At 47.0% G+C, this 23,884-nt stretch carries 25 protein-coding genes and 1 tRNA gene; 16 read left to right on the forward strand and 10 right to left on the reverse strand.

Annotated elements, in window-relative coordinates; translation table 11 throughout:
• The first annotated feature begins 86 nt into the window (after nucleotides 1-86).
• From yoaA to rnd, 7 genes are all read left to right on the forward strand, one after another.
• On the forward strand, nucleotides 87-2,045 hold the full coding sequence (gene yoaA / locus L4C42_RS17980; RefSeq protein ID WP_418641687.1) for a DNA repair helicase YoaA: 1,959 nt from the start codon (nucleotides 87-89) through the stop codon (nucleotides 2,043-2,045).
• Entirely contained in the window at nucleotides 2,046-2,747 is a 702-nt protein-coding gene (gene tsaB / locus L4C42_RS17985) for a tRNA (adenosine(37)-N6)-threonylcarbamoyltransferase complex dimerization subunit type 1 TsaB (protein ID WP_429761538.1), read from the forward strand.
• A gap of 43 nt (nucleotides 2,748-2,790) precedes the next feature.
• The gene (locus L4C42_RS17990; protein WP_353498042.1) at nucleotides 2,791-3,108 is read left to right on the forward strand and encodes a chromosome partitioning protein ParA; all 318 of its coding nucleotides are present in this window, start codon (nucleotides 2,791-2,793) and stop codon (nucleotides 3,106-3,108) included.
• 87 nt (nucleotides 3,109-3,195) lie between these two features.
• Nucleotides 3,196-3,750, forward strand: coding sequence for a Slp family lipoprotein (locus L4C42_RS17995; protein WP_418641686.1), 555 nt, complete (start codon nucleotides 3,196-3,198; stop codon nucleotides 3,748-3,750).
• A 2-nt stretch (nucleotides 3,751-3,752) separates the two neighbouring features.
• Nucleotides 3,753-4,619, forward strand: coding sequence for an alpha/beta fold hydrolase (locus L4C42_RS18000; protein ID WP_418641685.1), 867 nt, complete (start codon nucleotides 3,753-3,755; stop codon nucleotides 4,617-4,619).
• Between the two features lie 160 nt (nucleotides 4,620-4,779).
• A complete protein-coding gene (gene fadD, locus L4C42_RS18005) occupies nucleotides 4,780-6,480 on the forward strand; it encodes a long-chain-fatty-acid--CoA ligase FadD (RefSeq protein WP_429761541.1) in 1,701 nt (566 codons plus the stop codon).
• Between the two features lie 72 nt (nucleotides 6,481-6,552).
• Nucleotides 6,553-7,674, forward strand: a complete 1,122-nt coding sequence (rnd, locus tag L4C42_RS18010) for a ribonuclease D (RefSeq protein ID WP_353498045.1) — start codon at nucleotides 6,553-6,555, stop codon at nucleotides 7,672-7,674.
• Nucleotides 7,675-7,742: 68 nt separating this feature from the next.
• Here the strand turns inward: rnd and minE are convergent, their stop codons facing one another.
• From minE to minC, 3 genes are read right to left on the reverse strand one after another with little or no spacing between them, the layout of a single operon-like run.
• Nucleotides 7,743-8,006 carry a cell division topological specificity factor MinE gene (gene minE / locus L4C42_RS18015; RefSeq protein ID WP_042476441.1) on the reverse strand — a complete coding sequence of 88 codons (264 nt, stop codon included), beginning with the start codon at nucleotides 8,004-8,006 and terminating at the stop codon, nucleotides 7,743-7,745.
• A gap of 3 nt (nucleotides 8,007-8,009) precedes the next feature.
• Nucleotides 8,010-8,822, reverse strand: a complete 813-nt coding sequence (gene minD / locus L4C42_RS18020) for a septum site-determining protein MinD (protein WP_353498047.1) — start codon at nucleotides 8,820-8,822, stop codon at nucleotides 8,010-8,012.
• A 20-nt stretch (nucleotides 8,823-8,842) separates the two neighbouring features.
• A complete protein-coding gene (gene minC, locus L4C42_RS18025) occupies nucleotides 8,843-9,505 on the reverse strand; it encodes a septum site-determining protein MinC (protein WP_353498048.1) in 663 nt (220 codons plus the stop codon).
• Nucleotides 9,506-9,720: 215 nt separating this feature from the next.
• On the opposite strand from minC, the gene L4C42_RS18030 reads away from it, so the two are divergent.
• On the forward strand, nucleotides 9,721-9,996 hold the full coding sequence (locus L4C42_RS18030; protein ID WP_353498049.1) for a YcgL domain-containing protein: 276 nt from the start codon (nucleotides 9,721-9,723) through the stop codon (nucleotides 9,994-9,996).
• Between the two features lie 24 nt (nucleotides 9,997-10,020).
• Nucleotides 10,021-10,998, forward strand: a complete 978-nt coding sequence (locus tag L4C42_RS18035) for a lytic murein transglycosylase (RefSeq protein WP_353498050.1) — start codon at nucleotides 10,021-10,023, stop codon at nucleotides 10,996-10,998.
• A 100-nt stretch (nucleotides 10,999-11,098) separates the two neighbouring features.
• Here the strand turns inward: L4C42_RS18035 and L4C42_RS18040 are convergent, their stop codons facing one another.
• Both L4C42_RS18040 and folD read right to left on the reverse strand, forming a co-directional pair.
• Nucleotides 11,099-11,350, reverse strand: a complete 252-nt coding sequence (locus tag L4C42_RS18040) for an HPr family phosphocarrier protein (RefSeq protein WP_112461249.1) — start codon at nucleotides 11,348-11,350, stop codon at nucleotides 11,099-11,101.
• A 216-nt stretch (nucleotides 11,351-11,566) separates the two neighbouring features.
• Nucleotides 11,567-12,430 carry a bifunctional methylenetetrahydrofolate dehydrogenase/methenyltetrahydrofolate cyclohydrolase FolD gene (folD, locus tag L4C42_RS18045; protein WP_042501001.1) on the reverse strand — a complete coding sequence of 288 codons (864 nt, stop codon included), beginning with the start codon at nucleotides 12,428-12,430 and terminating at the stop codon, nucleotides 11,567-11,569.
• A gap of 205 nt (nucleotides 12,431-12,635) precedes the next feature.
• On the opposite strand from folD, the gene L4C42_RS18050 reads away from it, so the two are divergent.
• A tRNA-Arg gene (locus L4C42_RS18050) sits at nucleotides 12,636-12,712 on the forward strand.
• A gap of 175 nt (nucleotides 12,713-12,887) precedes the next feature.
• Here the strand turns inward: L4C42_RS18050 and L4C42_RS18055 are convergent.
• The 3 genes from L4C42_RS18055 to L4C42_RS18065 form a co-directional block, all read right to left on the reverse strand.
• The gene (locus tag L4C42_RS18055) at nucleotides 12,888-13,934 is read right to left on the reverse strand and encodes a hypothetical protein (RefSeq protein WP_429761545.1); all 1,047 of its coding nucleotides are present in this window, start codon (nucleotides 13,932-13,934) and stop codon (nucleotides 12,888-12,890) included.
• Nucleotides 13,935-14,029: 95 nt separating this feature from the next.
• Nucleotides 14,030-14,635 (reverse strand): helix-turn-helix transcriptional regulator, encoded by a 606-nt coding sequence (locus L4C42_RS18060; RefSeq protein WP_353498052.1) that lies wholly within the window; start codon nucleotides 14,633-14,635, stop codon nucleotides 14,030-14,032.
• Entirely contained in the window at nucleotides 14,589-15,209 is a 621-nt protein-coding gene (locus L4C42_RS18065; RefSeq protein ID WP_353498053.1) for a hypothetical protein, read from the reverse strand. Before L4C42_RS18065 ends, L4C42_RS18060 begins: the two co-directional genes overlap by 47 nt.
• A gap of 362 nt (nucleotides 15,210-15,571) precedes the next feature.
• On the opposite strand from L4C42_RS18065, the gene L4C42_RS18070 reads away from it, so the two are divergent.
• The 6 genes from L4C42_RS18070 (at nucleotide 15,572) to L4C42_RS18095 (ending at nucleotide 22,250) form a co-directional block, all read left to right on the forward strand.
• Nucleotides 15,572-16,198, forward strand: coding sequence for a DUF1007 family protein (locus tag L4C42_RS18070; RefSeq protein WP_353498055.1), 627 nt, complete (start codon nucleotides 15,572-15,574; stop codon nucleotides 16,196-16,198).
• Entirely contained in the window at nucleotides 16,188-17,117 is a 930-nt protein-coding gene (locus L4C42_RS18075; protein WP_353498056.1) for a hypothetical protein, read from the forward strand. The genes L4C42_RS18070 and L4C42_RS18075 overlap by 11 nt, the downstream gene beginning before the upstream one ends.
• A gap of 298 nt (nucleotides 17,118-17,415) precedes the next feature.
• Nucleotides 17,416-17,904 (forward strand): gluconokinase, encoded by a 489-nt coding sequence (locus L4C42_RS18080; RefSeq protein ID WP_429761548.1) that lies wholly within the window; start codon nucleotides 17,416-17,418, stop codon nucleotides 17,902-17,904.
• A 70-nt stretch (nucleotides 17,905-17,974) separates the two neighbouring features.
• On the forward strand, nucleotides 17,975-19,777 hold the full coding sequence (gene edd / locus L4C42_RS18085; protein WP_429761550.1) for a phosphogluconate dehydratase: 1,803 nt from the start codon (nucleotides 17,975-17,977) through the stop codon (nucleotides 19,775-19,777).
• A 199-nt stretch (nucleotides 19,778-19,976) separates the two neighbouring features.
• Nucleotides 19,977-20,981, forward strand: coding sequence for a substrate-binding domain-containing protein (locus L4C42_RS18090; protein WP_418641679.1), 1,005 nt, complete (start codon nucleotides 19,977-19,979; stop codon nucleotides 20,979-20,981).
• Nucleotides 20,982-21,056: 75 nt separating this feature from the next.
• Nucleotides 21,057-22,250, forward strand: a complete 1,194-nt coding sequence (locus L4C42_RS18095) for a DEAD/DEAH box helicase (protein WP_429761552.1) — start codon at nucleotides 21,057-21,059, stop codon at nucleotides 22,248-22,250.
• Nucleotides 22,251-22,313: 63 nt separating this feature from the next.
• Here L4C42_RS18095 and L4C42_RS18100 read toward each other — a convergent pair whose 3' ends face one another.
• Together L4C42_RS18100 and L4C42_RS18105 are read right to left on the reverse strand one after the other, a co-directional pair.
• Nucleotides 22,314-22,766 carry an NfeD family protein gene (locus L4C42_RS18100; RefSeq protein ID WP_418641677.1) on the reverse strand — a complete coding sequence of 151 codons (453 nt, stop codon included), beginning with the start codon at nucleotides 22,764-22,766 and terminating at the stop codon, nucleotides 22,314-22,316.
• The gene (locus tag L4C42_RS18105) at nucleotides 22,763-23,698 is read right to left on the reverse strand and encodes an SPFH domain-containing protein (RefSeq protein ID WP_429761555.1); all 936 of its coding nucleotides are present in this window, start codon (nucleotides 23,696-23,698) and stop codon (nucleotides 22,763-22,765) included. Before L4C42_RS18105 ends, L4C42_RS18100 begins: the two co-directional genes overlap by 4 nt.
• Between the last annotated feature and the right edge of the window lie 186 nt (nucleotides 23,699-23,884).

A 23,884-nucleotide genomic window follows, 5' to 3' on the forward strand; every position in this document is an offset into this window, starting at 1 on the left:
AACCAGTTTGAGCGGGCTGATTTCAGTTTTTGAACTGCAGAGGGTTTGGGTATACTAGGCCAATTGTTTGCAATCAGCGGTGCCAAATGGGTTCACGTACAATCAACAAAGCTTTCGCCTCCGATGGCGCGCTTGGCTCGGTTATTCCGGGTTTTCAGCCTCGTCAATCTCAGCTCGATATGGCGAACGCCGTCGAACAGGCGATTGAACATCAAACCCAGTTGGTGGTTGAAGCAGGAACGGGGACGGGTAAGACATTTGCCTATTTGGTTCCAGCGCTGCTCAGTGGCAAGAAAACCATCATTAGTACTGGCTCGAAGAACCTTCAAGAGCAGTTGTTTCACCGTGATTTACCCTTGATGGTCGAAGCGCTGGGTTTTCATGGACAAGTATCACTGCTGAAAGGTCGCTCTAACTATTTGTGCCTTGATAGACTGAGCCGCCAAATGGTGGAGAGTCATACCACTGAAACTCAGACCGATTTGCTATCACAACTGGTGAAAGTGCGTTCCTGGTCATCGGAAACCAAGTCTGGAGACCTGGGTGAGTGTGACGCTATTGCTGAAGACAGCCCGATTATTCCAACGATCACATCAACCAATGACAATTGCCTAGGTAAAGAGTGTCCAAGCTATGAAGATTGCTTTGTGCTCAAAGCAAGGCGGCGCGCGCTTGATTCTGATGTTGTGGTGGTGAACCACCATCTTTTTATGGCAGATTTAGCCATCAAAGAGACCGGATTTGGCGAGCTTATCCCTGAAGCCGACGTATTTATCTTTGACGAAGCACATCAGATCCCAGACATCGCCAGCCAATATTTCGGTCAGTCCATATCGAGTCGCCAAATTCAGGATTTGTGCAAAGACATCGAGATAGGTTATCGCACCGAAGCGCGTGACATGCGTCAGCTACAAAAAGCGGGAGAACGCCTATCGCAAGCGGCGATGGAGATGCGAATCATCCTAGGTGACACTGGATTTCGAGGCAACTGGCGTGACGCCATTGCATCGCCGAACATCAAGCGAGAAATGGAACGCTTGATGGACGCACTGGAATTTGTCATTGAGGTGCTAAAGCTGGCCTTAGGCCGCAGTCAGCTCCTGGATACCGCGTTCGAACGTGCCAACTTAATCAAAGGGCGCTTAGAGCGTGTTTGTGATGTGACGATTACCGGTTATTCCTATTGGTATGACACCTCTCCGCGACATTTCAGCCTACATATCACGCCGCTGACCGTCGCGGATAAGTTCCATGAGCAGGTCGAAATGAAAGGTGGCGCGTGGATATTCACCTCGGCAACCCTCGCAGTTTCTGATGATTTTGGGCATTTCACGTCGCGTCTCGGCTTAGTACCTAAGCAGCAGTTTTCTCTGCCGAGTCCGTTTGATTATCCAGAGCAAGCAAGGCTCTGTGTGCCGCGTTATTTACCGGAGCCAAACAGTCCGGGACTCGCTAATAAGTTGGTGAGTATGTTGGCGCCCGTGATTGAGCAAAACCAAGGACGATGCTTCTTTTTGTGTACCTCACACAGCATGATGCGTGAGCTGGGGGAGAAGTTTCGTGAAACCTTGTCACTGCCTGTCTTGCTTCAGGGTGAAACCAGCAAGCAAAAAACGCTGGCAGAGTTTATGGAGCTTGGTAACGCACTGCTGGTAGCGACAGGGGCTTTTTGGGAAGGAATAGATGTTAGAGGTGACACCTTGAGCTGTGTTATCATCGACAAATTACCGTTTACCGCACCCGATGATCCCTTGCTTAAAGCTCGGATCGAAGATTGTAAACTGCAAGGTGGCGACCCGTTCCAGCAGGTACAAATACCCGATGCGGTGATTACCCTGAAACAGGGCGTGGGGCGCTTGATTCGCGACCAGAAAGACCGAGGGGCACTCATTATCTGCGATAACCGATTGGTGACGCGCGAGTATGGTGCGACCTTTTTATCCAGTTTGCCGCCGATCCCACGCACTCGTGATCTTGGTGTAATAAAACAGTTTTTAGCTCAGGATATGGCGCCTGAAGCGACAGAAGAACAAATTGAGAAATAAATGACTTACAAAATACTCGCGATCGATACCGCAACCGAAAATTGCTCAGTGGCTTTACTTGTGGGTGACACCACTTACGCACGCAGTGAACTTGCTCCACGTGACCACACTAAAAAAGTACTGCCAATGGTGGATGAGCTGTTGAAAGAAGCCGGTCTGACACTGGCTGAACTGGATGCGTTGGCCTTTGCTCGCGGCCCAGGTAGTTTCACTGGTGTGCGTATCTGTATTGGCATCGCGCAAGGTTTAGGCTTTGGTGCTGATTTGCCAATGATTGGCATTTCGACGCTAAAAGCGATGGCGCAAGGCGCTTATCGTGTTGGCGGCGCAACAACGGTCGCAAGTGCGATTGATGCTCGCATGAACGAGGTGTATTGGGGACGCTTTGAGCGTCTTGAGTCTGGTGATTGGCAGGACGTGGATCAAGAGCAAGTCGTTCCGCCGAGCGTGCTAGCTGAGAACCTAGAGAAAGATGAGCACACTTGGCTAACTGCAGGCACGGGTTGGGAAGCATACGCAGAAACGCTATCAACCTTAGCTATCGACACTGAAGCATTACAGGTTCAGTTCCCAGAAGCGCAAGATATTGCTTATCTTGCTCAGTTTGAACTGGCAAAGGGCAATACTGTTCCAGCAGAAGAAGCCAGCCCAGTGTATCTGCGCGATACCGTAGCTTGGAAAAAGCTGCCGGGCAGAGAGTAATCAAGGAGAGGGCTAGCTAGTAGATCGCTAGCCCGACTAGACTATGGTTTCGATAAACGGCTTACCTTCCATACCCAACTCGCGTAAGACACAAAAAGCCAATGCAAAAAAGGCAGTGTCGAAAGCCTCCACGTCTCAATCTTCGCAATCAACAAACCAATCTACCCAGGTCACCAAAGTCGCTCAAGCGGTGGCGCACTCGGTCAAACACTTATCCGACGCTGACATGGACAAGGCTCAGGTTCAGTATGATCTTCCGGAAGGCCGATCGAAGAAGGCACTGGAAGAGTATATGAATGTCATGAATCGAGCCAAGCGCGAGGAACTCCAACAGTTGCTTGGTGTCGATATCTATATATGATAATAAGAGTTATTTGCTTTAAGGCGAAATTGCTTTAAGACGAAATTGCCTTAGAGCCAACTTGCTTCAATTAGGGTACACCCAGTTATGAAAACACTTCTGAAACTCAGCAGTATTATGGCACTAAGTGCCGTTTTGAGTGCGTGTGGCAGTCTTCCTGACACGTTAGCGACCAACAATGAGAGCGTCGTCGCGACTTATCAAGGTGTCATGGATACCAAAGACAACACCGAAGTCCGCTTAGGCGGTGTTATTGATACGGTAAAAAACCTCGCTGATAGAACGCGCATCGAGGTGGTCAACCTTCCAATCGATAAGTACGGAAAACCTGACATCAGTGAAGAGCCTAATGGCCGCTTTATTGCCTATGTCGACGGCTTCGTCGATCCGATTACTTATGCTCAAGGACGTCTAATCACAGTCGGTGGTCATAAAGAGGGGCTTGAGCGCGGTAAAATTGGCGAGTACGAAGGTGATTTCCCTGTTATCAAAGCGTATGGTAATTACTTGTGGCGTGTTGAAGAGCGCCTAATCATCAACCGAGATTTTGGCGGCTATAACTCTTGTTGGGGCTACTATTGTGACGGCTTCTATTATCATGGCGGACCAAGTACCGGCAGAGTCATCAAAGAGGTGAAGTAGGATTGGACTCTAGTTTCAAAGAACAGTCGCTCAAGATAGATGACAGAACGGTTGCCTACCTTGAACGCTCAACAATAAAAACGGCCGCCAAGACGGTCGTTTTTATTCATGGTTGGATGGATAATGCCGCTAGTTTTCACGCACTCTTTCCGCTTATTGAGCAGTATGCCCCTGATTGGCGAGTCATCGCGATTGATTTACCCGGTCATGGTCACTCGAGCCATAAAAGCGCGCATCACTTTTACAACTTTCACGATTACATTGACGATCTTCACCGCATTTTGGTTAAACTTCACGCGGTTGATGTCTGCCTAGTTGGTCATTCACTTGGTGCATTGATTGCGAGTTGCTATAGTGCAGCCTTTCCAGAAAAAGTGTCCTGTTTAGTTCAAATCGAAGCGCATATCCCACTTTCGGAATCGCCGCAGCTGAGTCCTGAGCGTTTGAGAAAAGGCATAGAAAGCCGAGAGCGCTGGCGAAATAAAACAGCCAAATCCATCCCTTCAAAACAAGATGCGATTGCGATGCGTAAACGCGCGACCAAACTCCCAACCGAAGCGGTACTGCCGATTGTCGAACGAGATCTTCGTCAGTCGGGAGATAAGTGGGTCTGGCGACATGATAGTAAGCTCAAATGCGAGTCAGTCTATCGGATGAGCGAGCCGCAAGCCATGGCGATTATGGAAGCAGTCACCGTGCCGCACCTGATAATACTTGGCCAGCGAGGTTACGCTTATTTGCAGCGCCCTGAGTGTTTGCAGCCGCTTCGTAACGCGCAGATTGAGATGGTAGAGGGTGATCACCATTGCCATTTGGAATCACCTGAGCAGGTATTTGAACTAATACTTGGACGAGTTAACAAAAATTAAACAAGTGTTTGAGTCTTTCGTGCGCTAACTGGTCTGCTGTGTTGTAATAGCAGGAATAATAAAACATTCATAGTCCCATAAAGTGTTAACAATATTTTAAAACAACACTAAGTTCTGCCTATGAAACGAAAGAGTGACCTTACACGCAAGGAGTAGAATTGTGGATAAACCTTGGCTTTCTCGATACCCAAGCGATGTGCCTGAGCAAATCAATCCTGATCAGTACCTCTCTCTAGTCGAAATGTTCGAACAATCGATTCACAAATATGCAGACCAACCTGCGTTCGTGAATATGGGTTCGGTAATGACATTCCGCAAACTGGAAGAGCGTAGCCGAGCGTTTGCAGCGTATCTGCAAAATGAGCTAAAACTGCAAAAAGGCGATCGCGTTGCGATCATGATGCCAAACCTGCTGCAATACCCAATCGCGCTATTTGGTGTGTTACGTGCTGGCCTTATCGCCGTGAATGTGAACCCTCTTTACACGCCGCGTGAGCTTGAGCACCAATTGAATGATGCCGATGCGAAAGCCATCGTTATTGTTTCAAACTTTGCCAATACGCTTGAGCAAGTCGTTGATAAAACGCCGATCAAGCACGTAGTACTGACAAGCCTTGGTCAGATGCTGCCGACCGCGAAGGGTACGATTGTTGATTTCGTGGTTAAGTACGTAAAAGGCATGGTACCTAAGTATGATTTGCCAGGAGCGATTTCATTTAAGAAAGCGCTTAGTAAAGGTCGTCGTTTGCAATACGTGAAGCCGTTTATGACGGGTGACGATATTGCCTTCTTGCAATACACAGGTGGTACCACAGGTGTTGCAAAAGGGGCGATTCTGACACACCGAAACATGATTGCTAACGTGATGCAGGCGAAAGGCATGTACGCGCCAGTGTTGAATGAGGGGCGTGAGCTAGTAGTCACAGCACTGCCGCTATACCACGTGTTCGCACTGACGGTGAACTGCTTACTGTTTGTCGAGATGGGCGGACAAAACCTGCTTATCACCAACCCGCGTGATATTCCAGGCTTCATCAAGGAGCTGCAAAAATACCCATTTACTGCGATTACGGGTGTAAACACCCTGTTTAATGCGTTGATTAATAATGAAGATTTCCATGAGCTGGATTTCCGTGGTCTTCGTTTATCAGTGGGTGGTGGTATGGCAGTCCAGCGAGCGGTTGCAGAGCAGTGGAAAAAGACCACAGGCTGCTTCCTACTGGAAGGTTATGGTCTCACCGAGTGTTCACCATTGGTTGCAGCATACCCGCACGATTTAACGGAATACAATGGCTCTATTGGCCTACCGGTACCATCAACAGAAGTGCGCATTGTCGATGAAGACGGCAACCCAGTGGAGGGTGACGATAAAGGTGAGCTGCAAGTTCGTGGCCCGCAAGTCATGCAAGGCTACTGGCAGCGTGCTGAAGCGACAAAAGAAGTGATCAATCAAGAGGGTTGGTTGTCGACAGGCGATATCGTTGAGTTTGATAACGATGGCTTCTTGCACATTGTTGACCGTAAGAAAGACATGATTTTGGTTTCAGGCTTTAACGTCTATCCAAATGAAATCGAAGATGTCGTGGCGCTTAACGACAAGGTACTTGAAGTGGCGGCTATCGGTGAAGCTAACGAGGCCTCTGGAGAGCTCGTTAAGATCTTCGTGGTCAAGAAGGATAACTCTTTAACCAAAGAAGAGATCATCGAACACTGTCGTCAGCATCTAACGGGTTATAAGATCCCGAAACGTGTTGAATTTAGAGAGGATCTACCCAAGACTAATGTCGGTAAGATTCTACGCCGCGTATTACGCGAAGAAAACGACGCAAAACTGCTCAAGACCTCAGAGAAGACAGTTTAAGTTAACGTTTGATTACAATCAGTGCTAAAATGCCAGCCCGCAAAGCTGGCATTTTTTATGAAGAGAGATTGAGTGGAATACCAAATAGTAACAGAGTTTGCCGAGCTAGAGTCGGTATGCAGCAAGGCTCGTGAATCCGATGTCGTGATGTTGGACACCGAGTTCGTGCGCATTCGTACTTATTACCCAAAGCTGGGTTTGATTCAGCTTTATGATGGTGACCAGCTGTCTCTTATCGACCCACTCACAATCAGTGACTTCACTCCGTTCATTGAGCTTCTTAAAGACACTTCAGTATTGAAGGTGCTGCACGCGTGTGGTGAAGACCTTGAAGTGTTTGCTAACAGTTTCAACTGCATGCCTTACCCTATGGTGGATACGCAGATCATGGCCGCATTCTTGGGGTATGGTCTGTCGACAGGCTTCGCTGCCTTAGTACAAGAGTACCTTGATGTAGAGCTTGATAAGAGTGAGTCTCGTGCTGACTGGGTTGCGCGTCCACTCACCGATAAGCAGCTCGACTATGCGGCGGCCGATGTTTACTATCTATGGCCACTCTACTTTAAGTTGTTTGCAAAAGTGGAAGCTAAGCAATGGTGGGAAGCGGCGCAGCAAGAATCTGAACTGTTGATGCAAAAGCGCGGCAGAACGCCTAACCCTGAGAATGCCTACCTAGATATTAAAGGGGCATGGCAGCTTAAGCGTAAGCAGCTTGCTGTACTAAAGCCGCTGGCGACTTGGCGCTTGAATGAAGCGATAAAGCGTGACTTGGCCTTGAACTTTATCATCAAAGAGCAAGAGCTGTGGACGGTTGCCCGTCATGGCTTAAAAAAGCCAAAGCAGATGGAACAAGAGGGTATCGACCCAAGAGCGATCCGCCGTCACGGTGAGCGTATCGCAGCCATCGTTAAACATGCACAGCAAACACCTGAAGAAGATTTCCCAGAGAAAATCGAACGTCTCATGGACTTCCCTGGCTACAAACAAGTCTTTAAAACACTGAAAGATGAAGTGAAAAAGGCCGCCCAGCACAGCGGTTTAGCGACTGAGTTTTTAGCGTCTAAAAAGCAGCTAAATCAGTATTTATCTTGGGTGTGGAAGCATCAGCGCGATCCTGCCAAGCTGCCGGATGTGATGCAAGGTTGGCGATTGGAGTTGTTTGGTCGTCAGCTTGACCAGGTGATGGACGTTTAATCACCACGGACACAAGTTTAAAGCGCTAGTGATAACAAAAGGCTCGCAACTGCGAGCCTTTTTAATGTTTATTTTTCGTCTTCTGGAAGCTGCACGTTGAGCTCTAGAACCGAAATGTCATCGTCTTTGTGTTCGAACGACAGATCCACCATAGACGGATCAACGTCGACGTACTTAGCGATCACTTTAAGGATGTCTTCTTTTAGTTGTGGCAAGTAAGACGGAGAAGGTGAGCCTTCACTGCGTCTCTCTGCAACAATGATTTGCAAACGTTCTTTCGCTAGGTTTGCTGAGGTCTTCTTCTGTGGGCGGAAAAACTCAAGTAAAGACATAGCTTACCCCCCGAATAGACGTTTGAAGATACCTTTCTTCTGCTCTGTTAAGAAGCGGAAGTCGACTTGCTCACCTAGTAGACGGTCAACGGTGTCTGAGTACGCCATACCGGCATCAGACTCATCATCAAATATGACTGGCACGCCTTTGTTTGAGGCATTCAGTACTGCTTGGCTCTCTGGAATCACGCCAAGCAGTGAAATATGAAGGATCTCTTCCACATCTTCAACCGACAGCATTTCGCCTTGTGTTACCCGAGCAGGGTTGTAGCGAGTCAGTAGCAGATGTTGCTTAACCGGCTCTTTGCCTTTTTCTGCGCGGCGCGACTTAGAATCAAGAATACCAAGAATGCGGTCTGAATCGCGAACCGAAGATACTTCTGGGTTAGTAGTTACAATCGCTTCATCAGCGAAGTACAGCGCCATTAGAGCGCCTTGTTCAATACCCGCAGGTGAATCACAAATCACGAAGTCGAAACCCATTTCATCTAGGTCGTCTAGCACGCGGCGCACGCCTTCTTTGGTCAGAGCGTCTTTGTCACGAGTTTGTGAGGCAGGCAGAATGAAGAGGTTGTCAGTGCGCTTATCTTTAATCAGTGCTTGGTTTAGCGTTGCTTCGCCATTGATGACGTTAACAAAGTCATACACCACACGACGCTCACAACCCATGATTAGGTCGAGGTTACGTAAACCGATGTCGAAGTCGATCACAGCGGTTTTTTTACCTTTGAGCGCAAGACCCGATGCGATAGCCGCGCTCGAAGTTGTCTTACCTACGCCGCCTTTACCCGACGTTACCACAATAATGCGTGCCATTTATTGTTTTCCTTAAAATTCTAAATCGTTAGGATCTCGAAATCGAGTTGGTCGTCGGTCATACCGAACAGCACCTTTTTACCCCAATATTCACGTTCAATCTGATCGCTGAGCCAGTAGTTCCCTGCTATGGAGACGAGCTCAGCTTGTAGGTCGTTGCAGAGAATTTTTGCATCGCGTGAGCCACTCGCCCCGGCGATTGCTCTGCCTCTAAGTGTGCCATGGATGTGAATGGTGCCGTCAGCAATGACTTCGGCGCCCGCACTCACATGGCTTAATATGACAAGGTCACTGTTTTTGGCATAGATCTGTTGACCGGAGCGCACTGGGGTACGAACGATTTTGGTCGGTTCCATTTTAGCAGGCGCTTGAGAGGGCGCTTTACTCGCTGTCATCACTGCAAAACCTGCCTCTGAAGCAAGGTTTTGAATGCGTTTGTCCTGACAGCCTGTGATGCCCACAGCAATCATACCTATCTCTTCGATACCCAGTTTGAGGTCGATGAAACTAAGGTCACCCTCGACTTTGCTCACATTGATCACCACAGGTGCTGAGGCGAAAAAGGTGGGGGCTTGAGAGACTTTTTGTTGTAAAAATTGAACTGCGTTGGAAACATCGTTGTCAGAAAGATGCAACACCGATAAGGTGAAGCTACTGCCTTTCAGATCTGGGGATTGAGACATTGATGATCAAATCCTTGTGCCATTGACATTGCTTTTGATTAGGTTTGCCAATGTAACCGTATCTAGAGGTCACTTGGGAATATTCATGTTATATTTCAACACTAGATACAGCAAGCTATCTTGCTCCTAAATGGATAATTAACTCTCAATTTTCCATAAACTAACTCAATTATTTCTTCGACTTGAGAAGATAGGCAACCACAAGAGATACAACCATGCTTTGTTCAATCTATAAAAGCACTAAAAAAGACGGGGCATACCTGTACATTGCTAAGAAAGACGACTTTACTCCAGTACCAGATGCGCTCATGGAGATGTTTGGTCGACCACAGTTTGTGATGGTCGTGAACCTAGCGGGTCGCACGTTGGCCGTGGTGGACGTGGAGAAAGTGAAAGCCTCAATTAACGAGGAGGGCTTTTTCTTACAATTGCCACCACCGCCAGAAAACTTGCTAGATAAATATAAAGAGCAGAAAGCTCAGCAAAAATAATCCGAATGCTCAGGGGAGGGCACGGTGAAAACGATATTGTCAGTGATACTAGGAGCAAGCCTAGCCACAAGCGCAGCCGCGCAACAAAAGGAATCCTTCGAGGAGTATGTCGCAGGCCTCAAGCAAGAAGCACGTGCCAAAGGGATTTCCGAGCAAATTTTAACAGAAGCCTTTGCTGGGGTTGAATACAAACCCAGAGCGGTAAAAGCCGACCGCAACCAGCCCGAAAAAAAGCTCACCTTGGATGAATACATTCCAAGAGCGGTGCCAGACTGGAAAGTCAAACAAGCGAAAGAGCTGCATGATAAGCACTACGCTGAGCTAAAACGTATTGGCGATGAGTATGGTGTCCAGCCGCGCTTTATTGTGGCGCTTTGGGGTGTGGAAAGTAACTTTGGCCGCTTCACGGGGAATTATCGCGTCATCGATGCACTGTCTACCATGGCTTACGAGGGACGGCGCGAAGCGTTCTTTCGCAGTGAAGCTCTTGCCGCTTTGACTATTCTAGAGCAAGGCCATATTGCACCAGAGGACATGAAAGGGTCTTGGGCTGGGGCGATGGGTCAAAGTCAGTTTATGCCAAGTTCTTTCTTGAACTTTGCTGCCGATGGCAACGGCGATGGTAAGAAGGACATTTGGGACTCGGAAGCAGACGTATTTGCTTCGACTGCGAACTATCTTGCGCAATCTGGCTGGGATGATAAATACACTTGGGGTCGTCAAGTCAAAGTGCCAAAAGGTTTTTCTCCAGAGCTGCAAGGTCGTGAGTCTGAAAAAGGCAAGCTATTGCAAGAGTGGAGCAAGTTAGGTGTTACCAAATACGATGGTCGTCCGTTGCCACAATTGGATGAAGACATCAAAGCGTGGCTCATTATGCCCGATGATGAAAATGGTCGTGTTTACTTGGTATACAACAACTACAACGTACTAATGAAGTGGAATCGTTCGTATTATTTTGCTTTAGCGGTGAGTCACTTGGCTGATCGTATTGCGATGAAGTAGTTGTGGTTGAAGGCGTTCTTTAAGTGTTAGCGCCGACACCATAATCAACAGAAAAGGGCTCAACGTACTCAGGCCGCGTACGTTGAGCCCTTTAATTATCTTAGCCAGTCACTTTTTCCAAGAAACTCGCCAACTCATCCACTGCCTGCTTATTGGCAGATTGAACCGTGACTTCAGTGCCTTTAACTAACTGCAGTGTTTGCAGTTTAAATAAGTTTTTGGCAGTGGCGGTTTTCCCTTTTGATACTATTTCGACATCTTCAGCGTACTGCTTCGCTTGTTTAACAAACTGTGCTGCAGGTCTGGTGTGTAGGCCACTTTCCGCTGTAATTACGGCATTTTTCTTATACATAGCGTTGTCCCCTCGTTAGTCGACGAATATCTCTGACTCTGTTTGTACCTAACGTGAGGTACGAATACTGTGACAAAGAGGCAAAGTTACTAATACAAGAGCAAAGTGTAGGGAAAAATGAGAGGGAGTTAACGTTATATGATTGATTTTTAGAGGGAAATGTCGTGCAACAAGCTGGTGGTAATAGTAAGGGAGCAAGCTCCCTTACTTGATGGATTACTTTTTAGCCGTGTGGAACTGCTCACAGGCAATCATGGTGTTCTCAATCAGGCTTGCTACTGTCATAGGGCCAACACCACCAGGAACCGGAGTGATGAAACTGGCGTTGTCTTTAGCTACGTCGTATTCGACATCACCAACCAAGGTGCCATTTTCTAGACGGTTGATACCCACATCGACCACCACAGCGCCTTTTTTGATCCAGTGGCCAGGAACAAAATTTGGTTTACCAACCGCGACTACCACCACGTCCGCTTGACGCACATGACTCTCTAAGTCTTTAGTGAATCGGTGACAGGTTGTTGTTGTACAACCAGCTAGCAGCAGTTCTAGCGTCATTGGACGACCAACAATATTAGATGCACCCACAATCACCGCGTGCTTACCACGAAGTTGAATGTTGTATCGGTCAAGGAGAGTGATAATGCCTTTTGGCGTGCACGAGCGTAGCTTAGGAATGCGCTGTGCTAGACGGCCTACGTTGTACGGGTGGAAGCCATCGACATCTTTTTCTGGGATGATGCGCTCAAGAACGTGAGTCGTATCGATACCCGCAGGAAGCGGCAGTTGTACCAAGATACCATCAACTTCTGGGTCATTGTTTAGCTCGTCAACTAGGCTCAATAGCTCTTCTTCGGTTGCGCTAGCTGGTAAGTCGTAAGACTTAGAAACAAAGCCTACTTCTTCACACGCGCGGCGTTTGCTACCCACATAAACCTGCGAGGCTGGGTCTTCACCCACTAAAACAACTGCTAACCCCGGCGCTCGAAGTCCTGCGTCCGTTCTCGCTTTAACACGAGCGGCCACTTCTGAGCGTACAGTTTGAGAAATGAGTTTCCCATCAATGTTTTGAGCAGACATAATTTTCCTTGAGAAAGTTAATTGACTGTTATTTTTGTGTGCATTGTCCCAGAAAACTATTTCAAAAGCTACAACGCAAACGTTTGCATCGGTGTGTTTTTCGTCTTTTGCTGATATGTTGACTTTTTTTTGGGCGTTTAAACCGCTCAAAGTAATAAAGCCATTGATTTACCTCTCCTAACTCGTATAATCCTTTCCCTATAGCGCGCCCTTAGCTCAGCTGGATAGAGCACGTCCCTTCTAAGGATGTGGTCGTAGGTTCGAATCCTACAGGGCGTGCCATTCTTTCCCTTCTCTTATACTTTCCGTATATTTATTCTTAGACTTTAAATTAACATAGTGCTTGCTGCTGTGGATTTCGTGTATCTGTCGGTTTTCCCGAGATGTTACTTTACGCTCAAACAAAAAAAGAGCGGCAAGCGTTAAGCTCACCACTCTTATTCAATACCGTTTAAGTCTAAAAGTCTGGTTCTTGTGAGTAGAAGACTAATGAACTAAGTGAGCCCACGTCTTCGGCAAAGCCTTGGTTGATGTGGGCGTCTGATTGTGAAAAGACCTTAACCATTGTTGTAAAGCCATCGGTTGCTGTGATGTGGAGTTGGTGGATATATTCTGTCCCTTCTTCCTCAAGCGCGAGCAGTAACACACCGTCATCATCGACCATCCACTCACCGGCAATATCTACAACGTCGTCTTTGTCACGAATTTCAAAATCGTACCAACCCAGTCTGCTGGCACTATCAGTGTCTGTGAATACAAAGCGCTCGTAGTCGCCATCGCCGTCACCGCTGTATACATCATTTGCTTTGATGAGACGAGCTTCATCGAATTTCGCGTATCGTCCGCCTAGCGTCACACGGCACTCAGTTTCCAGCAGCGTTTCCAGTTCCGTTTTGGTGACGGCATACTCTTGCGTTAGATTAGTTTCAAACTCAGGGTTATCTCGTTGTGTACATTGCGTAGGTGTAAAGTCCTTGCCAAACAAAGAGCTGTAATACTCGGTCTCGTATTGTCCGGTATCATCGTTGTAGTAGTAATCGTAAATGAGCGCTGATACGGTTTTTGCATCTTCTTCGAGTACTGTAATTAGGAAGTAATCATCACTATCACCCCAGTCAAAACGCGTTGCTCCGTCGACAGTAGTGGCCGTGCCTGAGTCACCACCCGCGCCAATATAATGGTACACAAATGTCCCATCACTTTGAGCTTCAAAAGAGCGAACTTGCGATTTGCTATTAACTCGGAAGTAGGTGCTGTCGTCGCTAAATGTGCTTTGGGTTGCACTCGGTGAACATGCAGCGACGGCTGCTCTGTAGTCGGCCTCAGTTGGAGCGACTGCTTCATCCACTGAGCAACTGGTGAGTGTGGTGAGTTCGAGTTGTACGCTATTACCAGAGCCAAGTGGGTCGCCACCTGATGTGTCGTCAGAGCTAGAGTTACAGCCAACCAGAAATAAAGTCATTAACGACGAAGCCAAAAGGCTTTTTTTCGAACGAATAGACATGACAAATTCCTTTGTAAATGTTGTTAGTGTGATGTTTATTTGTAACCAGAAGGTTGTCAGTTAAGTTATAAAACTCTCGATAAAATACCCATCCCCTACACGGGGGGGTAGACGGGACTGGTCAAGAGTGTTGCTATTAAATCTGATTGTGTGTGGCTGCCCGTTTTCACAAAGATCGACTTAATGTGGTCTTTAATTGTGTGTGCAGATCGCTCCAAGATAGTGGCGATTTCGTTTCGATTATAGCCCTTAGCGATAAGCTCGCACACGGCAGTCTCGGTCTCGGTCAGGCCGAATATGGCTTGTAGAAAGTTGGAATTTACGTGTATTGGGTGTTGTCGGTCGTACAGATACACCATGGCGCCTACTTCAAACTCATTGAATAGCGGCTGCTCTTGGTAGGGGGGAGTGTGCTCGATGCCAAATGGCACTAGCAATAGGGTTATGGGTGACTGTTTGTTGGTGAGGTGAGTCACGCGGCAGGCTTGTTTTGAGTCATCGCCGCGCTTTAGTACTTGAAAGAGGTTGGCGATATAATCTCGTTTTACCGAGATGTCTTTAATGGAAAAGCGTGCCTCGGATACGTCTAAATCACTATGTAGCTCACCAAGCTCAATGGCTTTTTGATTGACACAGATTAGCTCGCCTTTACTGTCATAAAGCAGTGCACCATGTGGGAGGTGCGCGACCAATTGCTGCAAATTTGGCTGAGTCTTTTCGAATGCCAGCAAACTGCTGATAGAGGACGAACGCTCTTTGAATATGCGGAATCAACTCGTTGAGAATCAACACATCATCGGTTGAAAAGGCCGTTACGCTCTTATCTCTATGAATACTGAGCATCGCAATCTGGTTTTGGATGCGACCAATGACAGCCGATGACACATCCAGTAGTTGATTGCCATCAAACCATTGTTCCACCAGTTTTTGGCTAGGCGTCAGGCTTTCAGTTGCCGGGCGGCCAATATCGCCGAGTAAAGTATAAAAACGACTGGGAGGCGCGGCATCAATATAGTCGTGAATATAGTTTCCTTGTTCCAAGTTCTTCTCAATGTACTCAATGATGACATCGGTTTTTGGTCCAGCAATCCAGGCACTTTCTACTGCTAGGTTATTGGTATTCTGAATGTGCAGCACGGCATCGGCTAGATTGAACTCGGTCACGAGTAACTCTAAGAAAGGTTGGAACCCCTGTTGGTGGGTGGGTGCTTGATAGAGTAGGTCAATCAAATCACTAAAACGAAACAGTGATTTCGTTTCAATGGTTTCGGTCATCGCTATTGGTCTTTGTTTATTAGGGTTCACCCGAAAAAATAGGCGTCTTATTACAACGTCCCAACCACGAATCTTGCAGGTAACCATCTCAATTAATGGGGTGTTTACGTTCTACTATATTAAGTATGAAGTTCGGTATCGTGCTAGTTTACTGACTGGTTTCACAGTTATAGTTGTGATGATGGTTTCATAATTAGAAAAAATGTGATCTTATGCACCCTTTCTTTGGGCGAGCGATTCGCATTTTTTGACAAAATCTCTGTTTTTTCCTTGGTGACAAAGTGTTATAAAGTAACACTTAATTCCCTCTAGTGACTTGCGCCAAAGTTGATGTTGTAAGTCATATCGATAGAGAAATTTGTATGCCTCACCGTCTCTTGCTGTTTCTGATCGTGCTTGTCTATCCCGTGCATTCTTATGCCCATCCGCATTCATGGATAGGTAACGAATTGAAAGTGAATGGGGAGGGGAGTCAGGTAGACAGCATTACCATGACTTGGACGTTCGATCCATTTTCAAGTGCCTACGCCTTAGATGGCGATTTTTCGGTGTTTGACTATCAGAAAAGCGCGCAACAGGAAGCGCTAAGGCTGATGAGAAATCTATTGAATACTCATTACTTTACGTATTTGTATGCAGGTGGGACACCGCTCAAATTTCGCCTACCTGAAGTCTATTCGCTCAGCCGAAAAGGAAGACGAATGGTGCTCAACTTTACTTTGCCTCTATCACGGCTTGTGGATCTGAATAAAGAAGGCTTGGATATCCAAGTTTTTGATAATACTTACTATATTGACATTTCCTGGAAAAATCACTCAACCATTACTCTAGACGCGGCGTTGAGTTCGGAATGTCGCTTTGACCTAATAACCCCAACACCGTCACAAGATATTGTGGATTATGCGATGTCATTGGGTGTGGGCGATGTAGGTGATGATGATCTCGGTAGTCACTTTAGCCAAAAAGTGAGTCTCTCCTGTGGCAGCTAGTAAAGCGTTTCGCTGGGTAACTATGCGCTGGGTAACTATGCGGGGCGCAATTAAACGTTGGGCAGCTCTAGCGTTGTTTGCTCTGACGGCATTAGCAATAGTCAGCGTTATCAAAGACATCAATGTTATCCGTCATTATTTAGTGACAGTACAAAGAAGCTTGCTTGCCGGTTTATCTGACTATTTTGATCTTATTGATACCGGTGATAAACAGGCTGTAGCACTCACTTGCTTGTTTACTCTAGTTTATGGGTTTGTGCATTCTTTAGGGCCAGGACATGGCAAAAGTGCCGTGGTTTTTCTGGTATCGGCAAAGTCATACCCTAAGTTGAAAATCGTCGGTATTTGTTTGCTGTTAAATGTCATGCAAGGTGTGATGACAGTGGGTGTCGTTATGGTTGCGAACCAGATCTTCTCACTGGGTTATCGTCAGTCGCTAGGCTACGTGTCATCAATTAACCAATTGGTTGGCTTATTGATGATGCTGTTTGGGGGGTATTTACTGCTGAAACTAATAGTGACTTCAATGAGGCGAAAGCTAACAGTTAGCACCGATTTGTCTCCCCCAGAAAATAGGCATACGTCATCTCGAATTGGGCTATTTATGTATGGTCTTAGACCTTGCACAAGTACGTCATTGATCGCACTGTTCACTTTACTATGGTTTGATTGGAGTTTGGCAGCCGCGCTAGTGGTATGCAGTTTCGTTGGAAGCTTTCTAGCATTAACAGGCGTAGTCTTTATCAGTCGACGAATGTTGGACTATTCCTATCAGCGTATGAAGGTGGCAGAGTCAAGTGCTACGGATTATCGGTTTTGGGTCAAGTCAAGTCAGCAAGTCGCGTTGGCTGCATTTTATACTCTGGTGGGTTGGTTGCTTTGGACGACAGGACATCTGCAGGTCTCTCCGATCCTTTAATAATCGAGTAATAAGGGTTAGCAGGCAATACTCTATTGTCTTGCATAATTAGCGGGTTTTGTTCTATTGATAGTCTTAAGCTCTAAAGTAAGTAAAGGTACTTGTTACAAAAATCAAAGTGCGCTCGATTGCGGAAATAGAGCCTTGCAAACGACAAAGTGTGATGCAGACTACAAAAACATCCAGCTTAATATCATTGGTGATCTATCTCTCAGAATTTTCGTGAAGTTACCGGTAACATTTATTGTATTCCCAGAGCTTGCTCTGTGGTGGAAATAAGTCGTTGGGAGTGATTGATATGCATAAGAAAATAATCGTAATGGGTGTCTCTGGTTGTGGTAAGTCCACAATCGGAGAGCTACTGGCTCAAAGTTTAGATATTGAGTTTTTCGATGGTGATGATTTTCACCCTAAGGCGAACGTCGATAAGATGGCTCAAGGTATACCTTTAACCGACGATGATCGTCAGTCTTGGTTGCTAACTTTAAATGAGCTTATCCAGCAGAAAGATAGCTTGGTCATCGCTTGCTCGGCGTTAAAGCCAACATACCGAGAGATGCTCAGGCACAATGCGCCTGACTTAAAGTTTGTCTATCTGCATGCTGACTTTAAGACCATTTGGGATCGAATGTCCAGGCGAGAAGGGCACTACTTCAAAGGGCCAGAAATGTTGCAAAGTCAATTTGATGCTCTTGACGAACCTTCTCGCAACGAAGCCATCTACATGGACATAGCTAACTCACCAACACAAATCGTGCGAGATGTCTGCACTCAACTTGGCGCGTAATGCGCCAAGTGACCCTAGATTGACCAATCACATTCACTTAAGTCACTTCATCTAAGTAAGGATACGGAACATGAAAGATGCGATCTTAAATGTTACCGATAACATTAAAAGGCGAAGCGTGAAAACGCGCAGTAAATATCTAGCAACTATCCAGGCGCAAGCAGACAGAGGTACGGTTCGCGCCTCTCTGTCGTGTGGTAATTTGGCGCATACTGTAGCCGCTTGCCCCAGCAGTCAAAAATCGACCATTTTGGATTTCACTAAAGCCAACATAGGGATTGTGACGGCGTACAACGATATGTTGAGTGCCCATCAACCATATCGAAATTATCCTGCGATAATTCAAAAGGCCGCCAGCGATTTAGGGCACAGTGCGCAGGTGGCGGGTGGCGTTCCTGCGATGTGTGATGGTGTGACTCAAGGTCAAGATGGGATGGACCTATCGTTGTTTTCTCGTGACCTTATCGCGCAAGCGACCGCCATGTCTCTAAGTCACAATACCTTCGATGCAACGCTTCTGCTCGGTGTGTGTGACAAAATTGCACCAGGGCAGCTAATGGGCGCTTTAGCCTTTGGGCATCTGCCTACTGCTTTTGTGCCATCAGGGCCAATGGGCACTGGTATCAGCAATAAGAAGAAAGTAGAAGTCAGACAGAAATACGCAGCCGGTGAAGCAGGGGATAAAGAACTGCTTGATGTTGAGTGTCGCTCATATCATTCTCCGGGCACCTGCACCTTCTATGGTACGGCGAACACCAATCAATTGGTGTTTGAAGCTATGGGACTGATGTTGCCGGGCTGTTCTTTTGTGGCGCCTAACTCTGCGCTTCGTGAGGCGTTAACACAGCAAATCACCCGTGAAATTAGCGCGCAGACCGCGAGCTCTAAACGCTATCGCCCGCTTGCCGAAATCGTCGATGAGAAGTCAGTGGTGAATGGGCTAGTCGCTTTACTTGCTTCTGGTGGCAGCACCAATCACACGATTCATCTGGTTGCTGTCGTGAGAGCTGCGGGCTGGGTAATTACTTGGGATGACATTGATGCACTGTCTAGCGTTGTTCCTTTGCTGGCACAGATGTATCCAAATGGACCAGCAGACATTAACGATTTTCAAAACGCAGGTGGCGTGCCGACGCTGATAAAAACGCTTGCCGAAAGAGGGCTGTTTTATCTCGATGCGACACCCGTATTTGGCACTATGAATGACTATATGTGCTATCCAACGCTAGAGAGCGGAGGGGCATTGGTCTACAAAGCTGCTCCAGATAGTTTGGATGCTGAAGTCATTGCTCGTCCAGGAAAGGTATTCAACCCTCATGGGGGCATTAAGTTACTCGATGGCAATTTGGGTCGCGGCGTCATGAAGGTCAGTGCCGTTGCGCCGAATGACCAGACCATCACTGCTCCTGCCAGAGTATTCGATTCTCAACACGATGTAGAAAGTGCTTATCTCAATGGGGAGTTTACCCATGATGTGGTTGTGGTGCTAAGGCATAACGGCCCAGCGTCAAACGGTATGCCTGAGCTGCACAAGCTAATGCCAATTTTGGGCAATGTGATGAAAGCTGGTCATAAAGTCGCCTTGGTCACGGATGGAAGGTTGTCGGGTGCTTCCGGCAAAGTACCAGCGGTAATTCATGTTACTCCAGAAGCGACGCGAGGCGGCCCATTGGCGCAAATTGAAGACGGTGATGTCATTGAGGTAAACGCACAAGCGGGATTGCTTAACTGCCAACAATCGTTTGAGCATCGTGAGGCGACACTTAGCAGTACAAACCATGCCCAATTAGGTAGTGGACGTGAGCTGTTTCATTTGTTTAGACAACATGTCTCGAGTGCCGAACAAGGTGCTTCAATCTTATATCCTCAATGAAAGGACAACCAATGAATACTTGGACTATATCTGCCAGCGACGGTGTCGATGTATTGAAATCTATTGCTGCTGGAAATTTGAGCACAATTACTGAACTAATCCGCTAAGAGTGTGATCAATAAAACATTCATCTAGAAAAAGGGTTGCGATTGCGACCCTTTGTTGATTTGGTAAACTTGGTTGATTAGCCGAGGTAGACATGTCCAACACAAAAAAACGCCCTACACTTCAAGATATTGCCGATCAGGTCGGTGTGACTAAAATGACGGTTAGCCGTTACTTGCGAGATTCTAAACAGGTTTCCCAAGAGATAGGTAAGAAGATAGCCATTGCAGTGGATGAGCTGGGCTATGTTCAAAACCGTGCGCCCGATTTACTGTCTCGTGCCAAAAGTCGAGCTATTGGTATTTTGGTGCCGTCTCTGACGAACCAAGTATTTGATGAGATGATCCGCGGAATTGAGAGTGTGACCGAGCCTCGAGGCTATCAGTCGATGTTGGCTCACTACGGCTATAGTCCTGAGCAAGAGCAAGCGCGTATAGAAACCTTGTTATCTTACAATGTGGACGGGATTATTTTATCGGAAAGCTATCATACTGAACGAGCTAAAAAGATCCTGCTGGCAAACAACATTCCCACTATCGAAGTGATGGATTCTGTGACACCGCCTATTCACCAAGCGGTTGGGTTTGATAACCAGAAAGCCAGCCGAGTGATGACTGAGCGACTCATCTCTAATGGGCGTAAGAATATCGTTTATCTAGGCGCTGGTGGTGATACGCGTACTCGACTGCGTATTGATGGCTATCGTCAAGCCGTTGAAAAAGCTGGATTGCCATTTTTGCCGTTAGCAGATGCGGTTAACTCTTCGTTTACTGGCGGTGCTGAGTTCTTGCATCGTGCGCTGGAGACTTACCCAAATATCGACGCGGTAATTTGTACCAATGATGATTTAGCAGTTGGAGCGATGTTTGAATGTCAGCGAATGGGTATTAAGGTGCCCGAGCAGATTGCTGTCGCCGGTTTCCATGGGCTAAACGTCTCTCAAGCGGTATCGCCGCGTTTAGCCTCAGTGGTGACTCCTCGTGAAGAGATGGGACGAATCGCGGCGGCTGCGCTGTTAGATCGAATCGATAACCCTCAAGTGGAGTTCCAGAGAGTCATAGAATTAGACTTTGATATTGAAGCGGGTGAGAGCATTTAACCGTCAATAACATTGTGCATCAATCTTAAGCTCTATAGAATGCGCGGGTCTTCATCTTGATAAAGAGAACTCGTGATGTCTTTTTCTAACCTCGGCTTAAGCCAACCTATACTTGATGCGGTAGCGTCGCTTGGCTATCAAAAGCCAACCACGATTCAAACTAAAGCAATTCCGATTGTCCTAAAAGGTGAAAACCTGATTGCAGCGGCACAAACTGGTACCGGTAAAACGGCGAGTTTCGTGCTGCCTATTCTAGAGAAGCTAAGCCAAAGCGAAACCCAGCGAAAGAAGCGTGTTCGCGCGATCATCTTAACGCCGACTCGTGAACTGGCATTGCAGGTAAACCAAAGCATTGAAGCCTACGCGCAGCATCTGCCTGTAAAGTCGATGGCGATGTTTGGTGGTGTGGATTACGCCCCGCAAAAACAAGCGCTGATTGATGGCGTTGATATTGTTGTTGCCACCCCTGGTCGTTTGATTGATTTGTACGGTCAGCGCGCGATTCATTTTGATGAGCTCGAAGTGTTGGTGTTAGATGAAGCCGACAAGATGCTCGATATGGGCTTTATTGAGGCGATCAATAAAATCATCGCACGCGTACCAGAAGATGCGCAAAACTTACTGTTTTCGGCAACGCTGTCTAACCCAGTTCGAGAGTTAGCAAAATCGGCGATCCGCGATCCGGAAGAGATCTCGATTACCAAGCATAGCGCTTCAAAGAGCAACATCAAGCAGTGGATTGTCACGGTCGATAAAGATATGAAATCTTCGCTGCTTAGTCATATGCTGCAAACGAATGACTGGAAACAAGCGCTGATTTTCATTGAGACTAAACACGGCGCTGCTAAGCTAGTGAGCCAGCTTGAAAAGCGTGGCATTGTCGCCGAAGCATTCCACAGTGGTCGTAACCAGAAGGTGCGTCAGCAATTAATTGAGTCGTTCAAGGCTGGTGAAATCCAGTACCTAGTCGCAACGGGTGTTGCCGCGCGTGGTATTGATATTGAAAACCTACCTGTGGTGATCAACTATGACTTACCATACCCTGCTGATGAGTATGTGCATCGCATTGGTCGTACAGGTCGCGCTGAAGCCGCGGGTGAGGCGATATCGCTGGTCTCTAAAGACAATTTCAAGAACCTTTGTATGATTGAGAGCCGTTTAGGCCATTTGCTTGACCGAGTAGAAATTGAAGGTTTTGCACCAAAAAAACCGGTGCCAGTCTCGATTCTGAACTATGTGCCAAAGCACAAACGCGAAGCAAAAGATTGATGAGAAAAATGCCCCTGATTTGAGTCAGGGGCATTTTTTATTCGGCTTTTTCAGTCAACTCTTTCAATCAACTCTTTCAATCAATAGCGTAATGCCATCCACATCGATGACTTTGACTAACGTGCCCGAAGGCAAGGCTTTATCACTGTAGGCAGACCAAGAGGTGTCACCTAATTTGATGCGACATTTACCTCGATTGATGTCTTCTTCGAGTACGGTCGTTTGCCCCAGCAATTGCTTGTCTTTTTGGTTAAGGTCACGTTGCTGATCGGAGTGTTTATCGACCTTATGTTGTTTGCGCCACCAAAGCCAGGTAAGGGCGAGGGAGAACACACCAAAGCTCACCCATTGAAGCTGCCAGCTGATAGGCACAAACGCCAATACAATGCCAACCAGCATCGCTGAGATGCCAAGCCACAACATATACCCAGCCGTGCCAAGCAGCTCGCCACAAAGTAGCAGTAAACCTAGGGCTAACCAGTGCCAATAGTTAACTTGGCTGAGTAATTCAATCACGCTTTGTCCTCATTGCTACTTGCTTTCGATTGGTTGAACATTTCCGCAATACCGGCAACAGAGCCCATTAGGCCGGTCGCTTCAAGCGGTAGCATGATGATCTTACCGTTTTCAGCCTGACCGATAGATTTCAGAGCATCGGTATATCCTTGAGCGATAAAGTAGTTCACGGCCTGCATATCACCTTGGGCAATCGCGGTTGATACCATTTCGGTTGCTTTCGCCTCTGCCTCGGCGGCACGTTCACGTGCTTCTGCTTGAAGTATAGCAGCTTGCTTTTCACCCTCTGCTTTAAGAATGTCGGATTGTTTATGACCCTCTGCTCGCAGGATCTCTGCTTGACGGATACCTTCTGCCTCTAGAATCTCCGCACGTTTATTACGCTCGGCCTTCATCTGCGCGTTCATCGCTGCGGTTAGGTCTGCGGGTGGTTGCACGTCTCGGATTTCAATACGAGTGACTTTCACGCCCCAAGGGTTGGTGGCCTCATCAACGATAGAAAGCAGTTTGGTATTGATGGAGTCACGTTGGCTGAGCATTTCATCCAGTTCCATAGAGCCAAGTACGGTACGCATGTTAGTCAGTGTTAGGTTGCGAATCGCGTGTTCAAGGTCGTTAACTTCATAGGCGGCTTTCGCTGCATCGACCACTTGCACAAAACAAACGGCATCAATAACGACGTTGGCGTTGTCTCGTGAAATCACTTCTTGTGGTGGGATATCTAGAACGCGCTCCATCATGTTTACTTTGTTACCGACACTATCGATAAAAGGAATGATGAGGTTAAGACCCGGTTTGAGTGAGTGGGTGTAGCGTCCAAATCGCTCCACTGTCCAGTTGTTGCCTTGTGGAACGGTTTTTACCCCTGCGACGATAAAGACAACAGCAACGAGAATAAACCCGCCAATAGTGATCATTGCATCAATAGCCATGACAATTTCCCTGTATTAAAAATGTACATATTCTCAATAGTATACAGTTTAGTTGAGACATTTATGTGTAATGAAGTGTATTTTTGCGATGGGTAATTATTAGTTGTATCAGTAGTTTATACGGCAGGTTAACAAGTGTTGCTCATACCAATACGAAAAAAGGGACGCAAAGGTCCCTTTTATGAA

The organism is Vibrio wakamikoensis, assembly GCF_050337275.1.
Taxonomy (GTDB): Bacteria; Pseudomonadota; Gammaproteobacteria; order Enterobacterales; family Vibrionaceae; genus Vibrio; species Vibrio chaetopteri.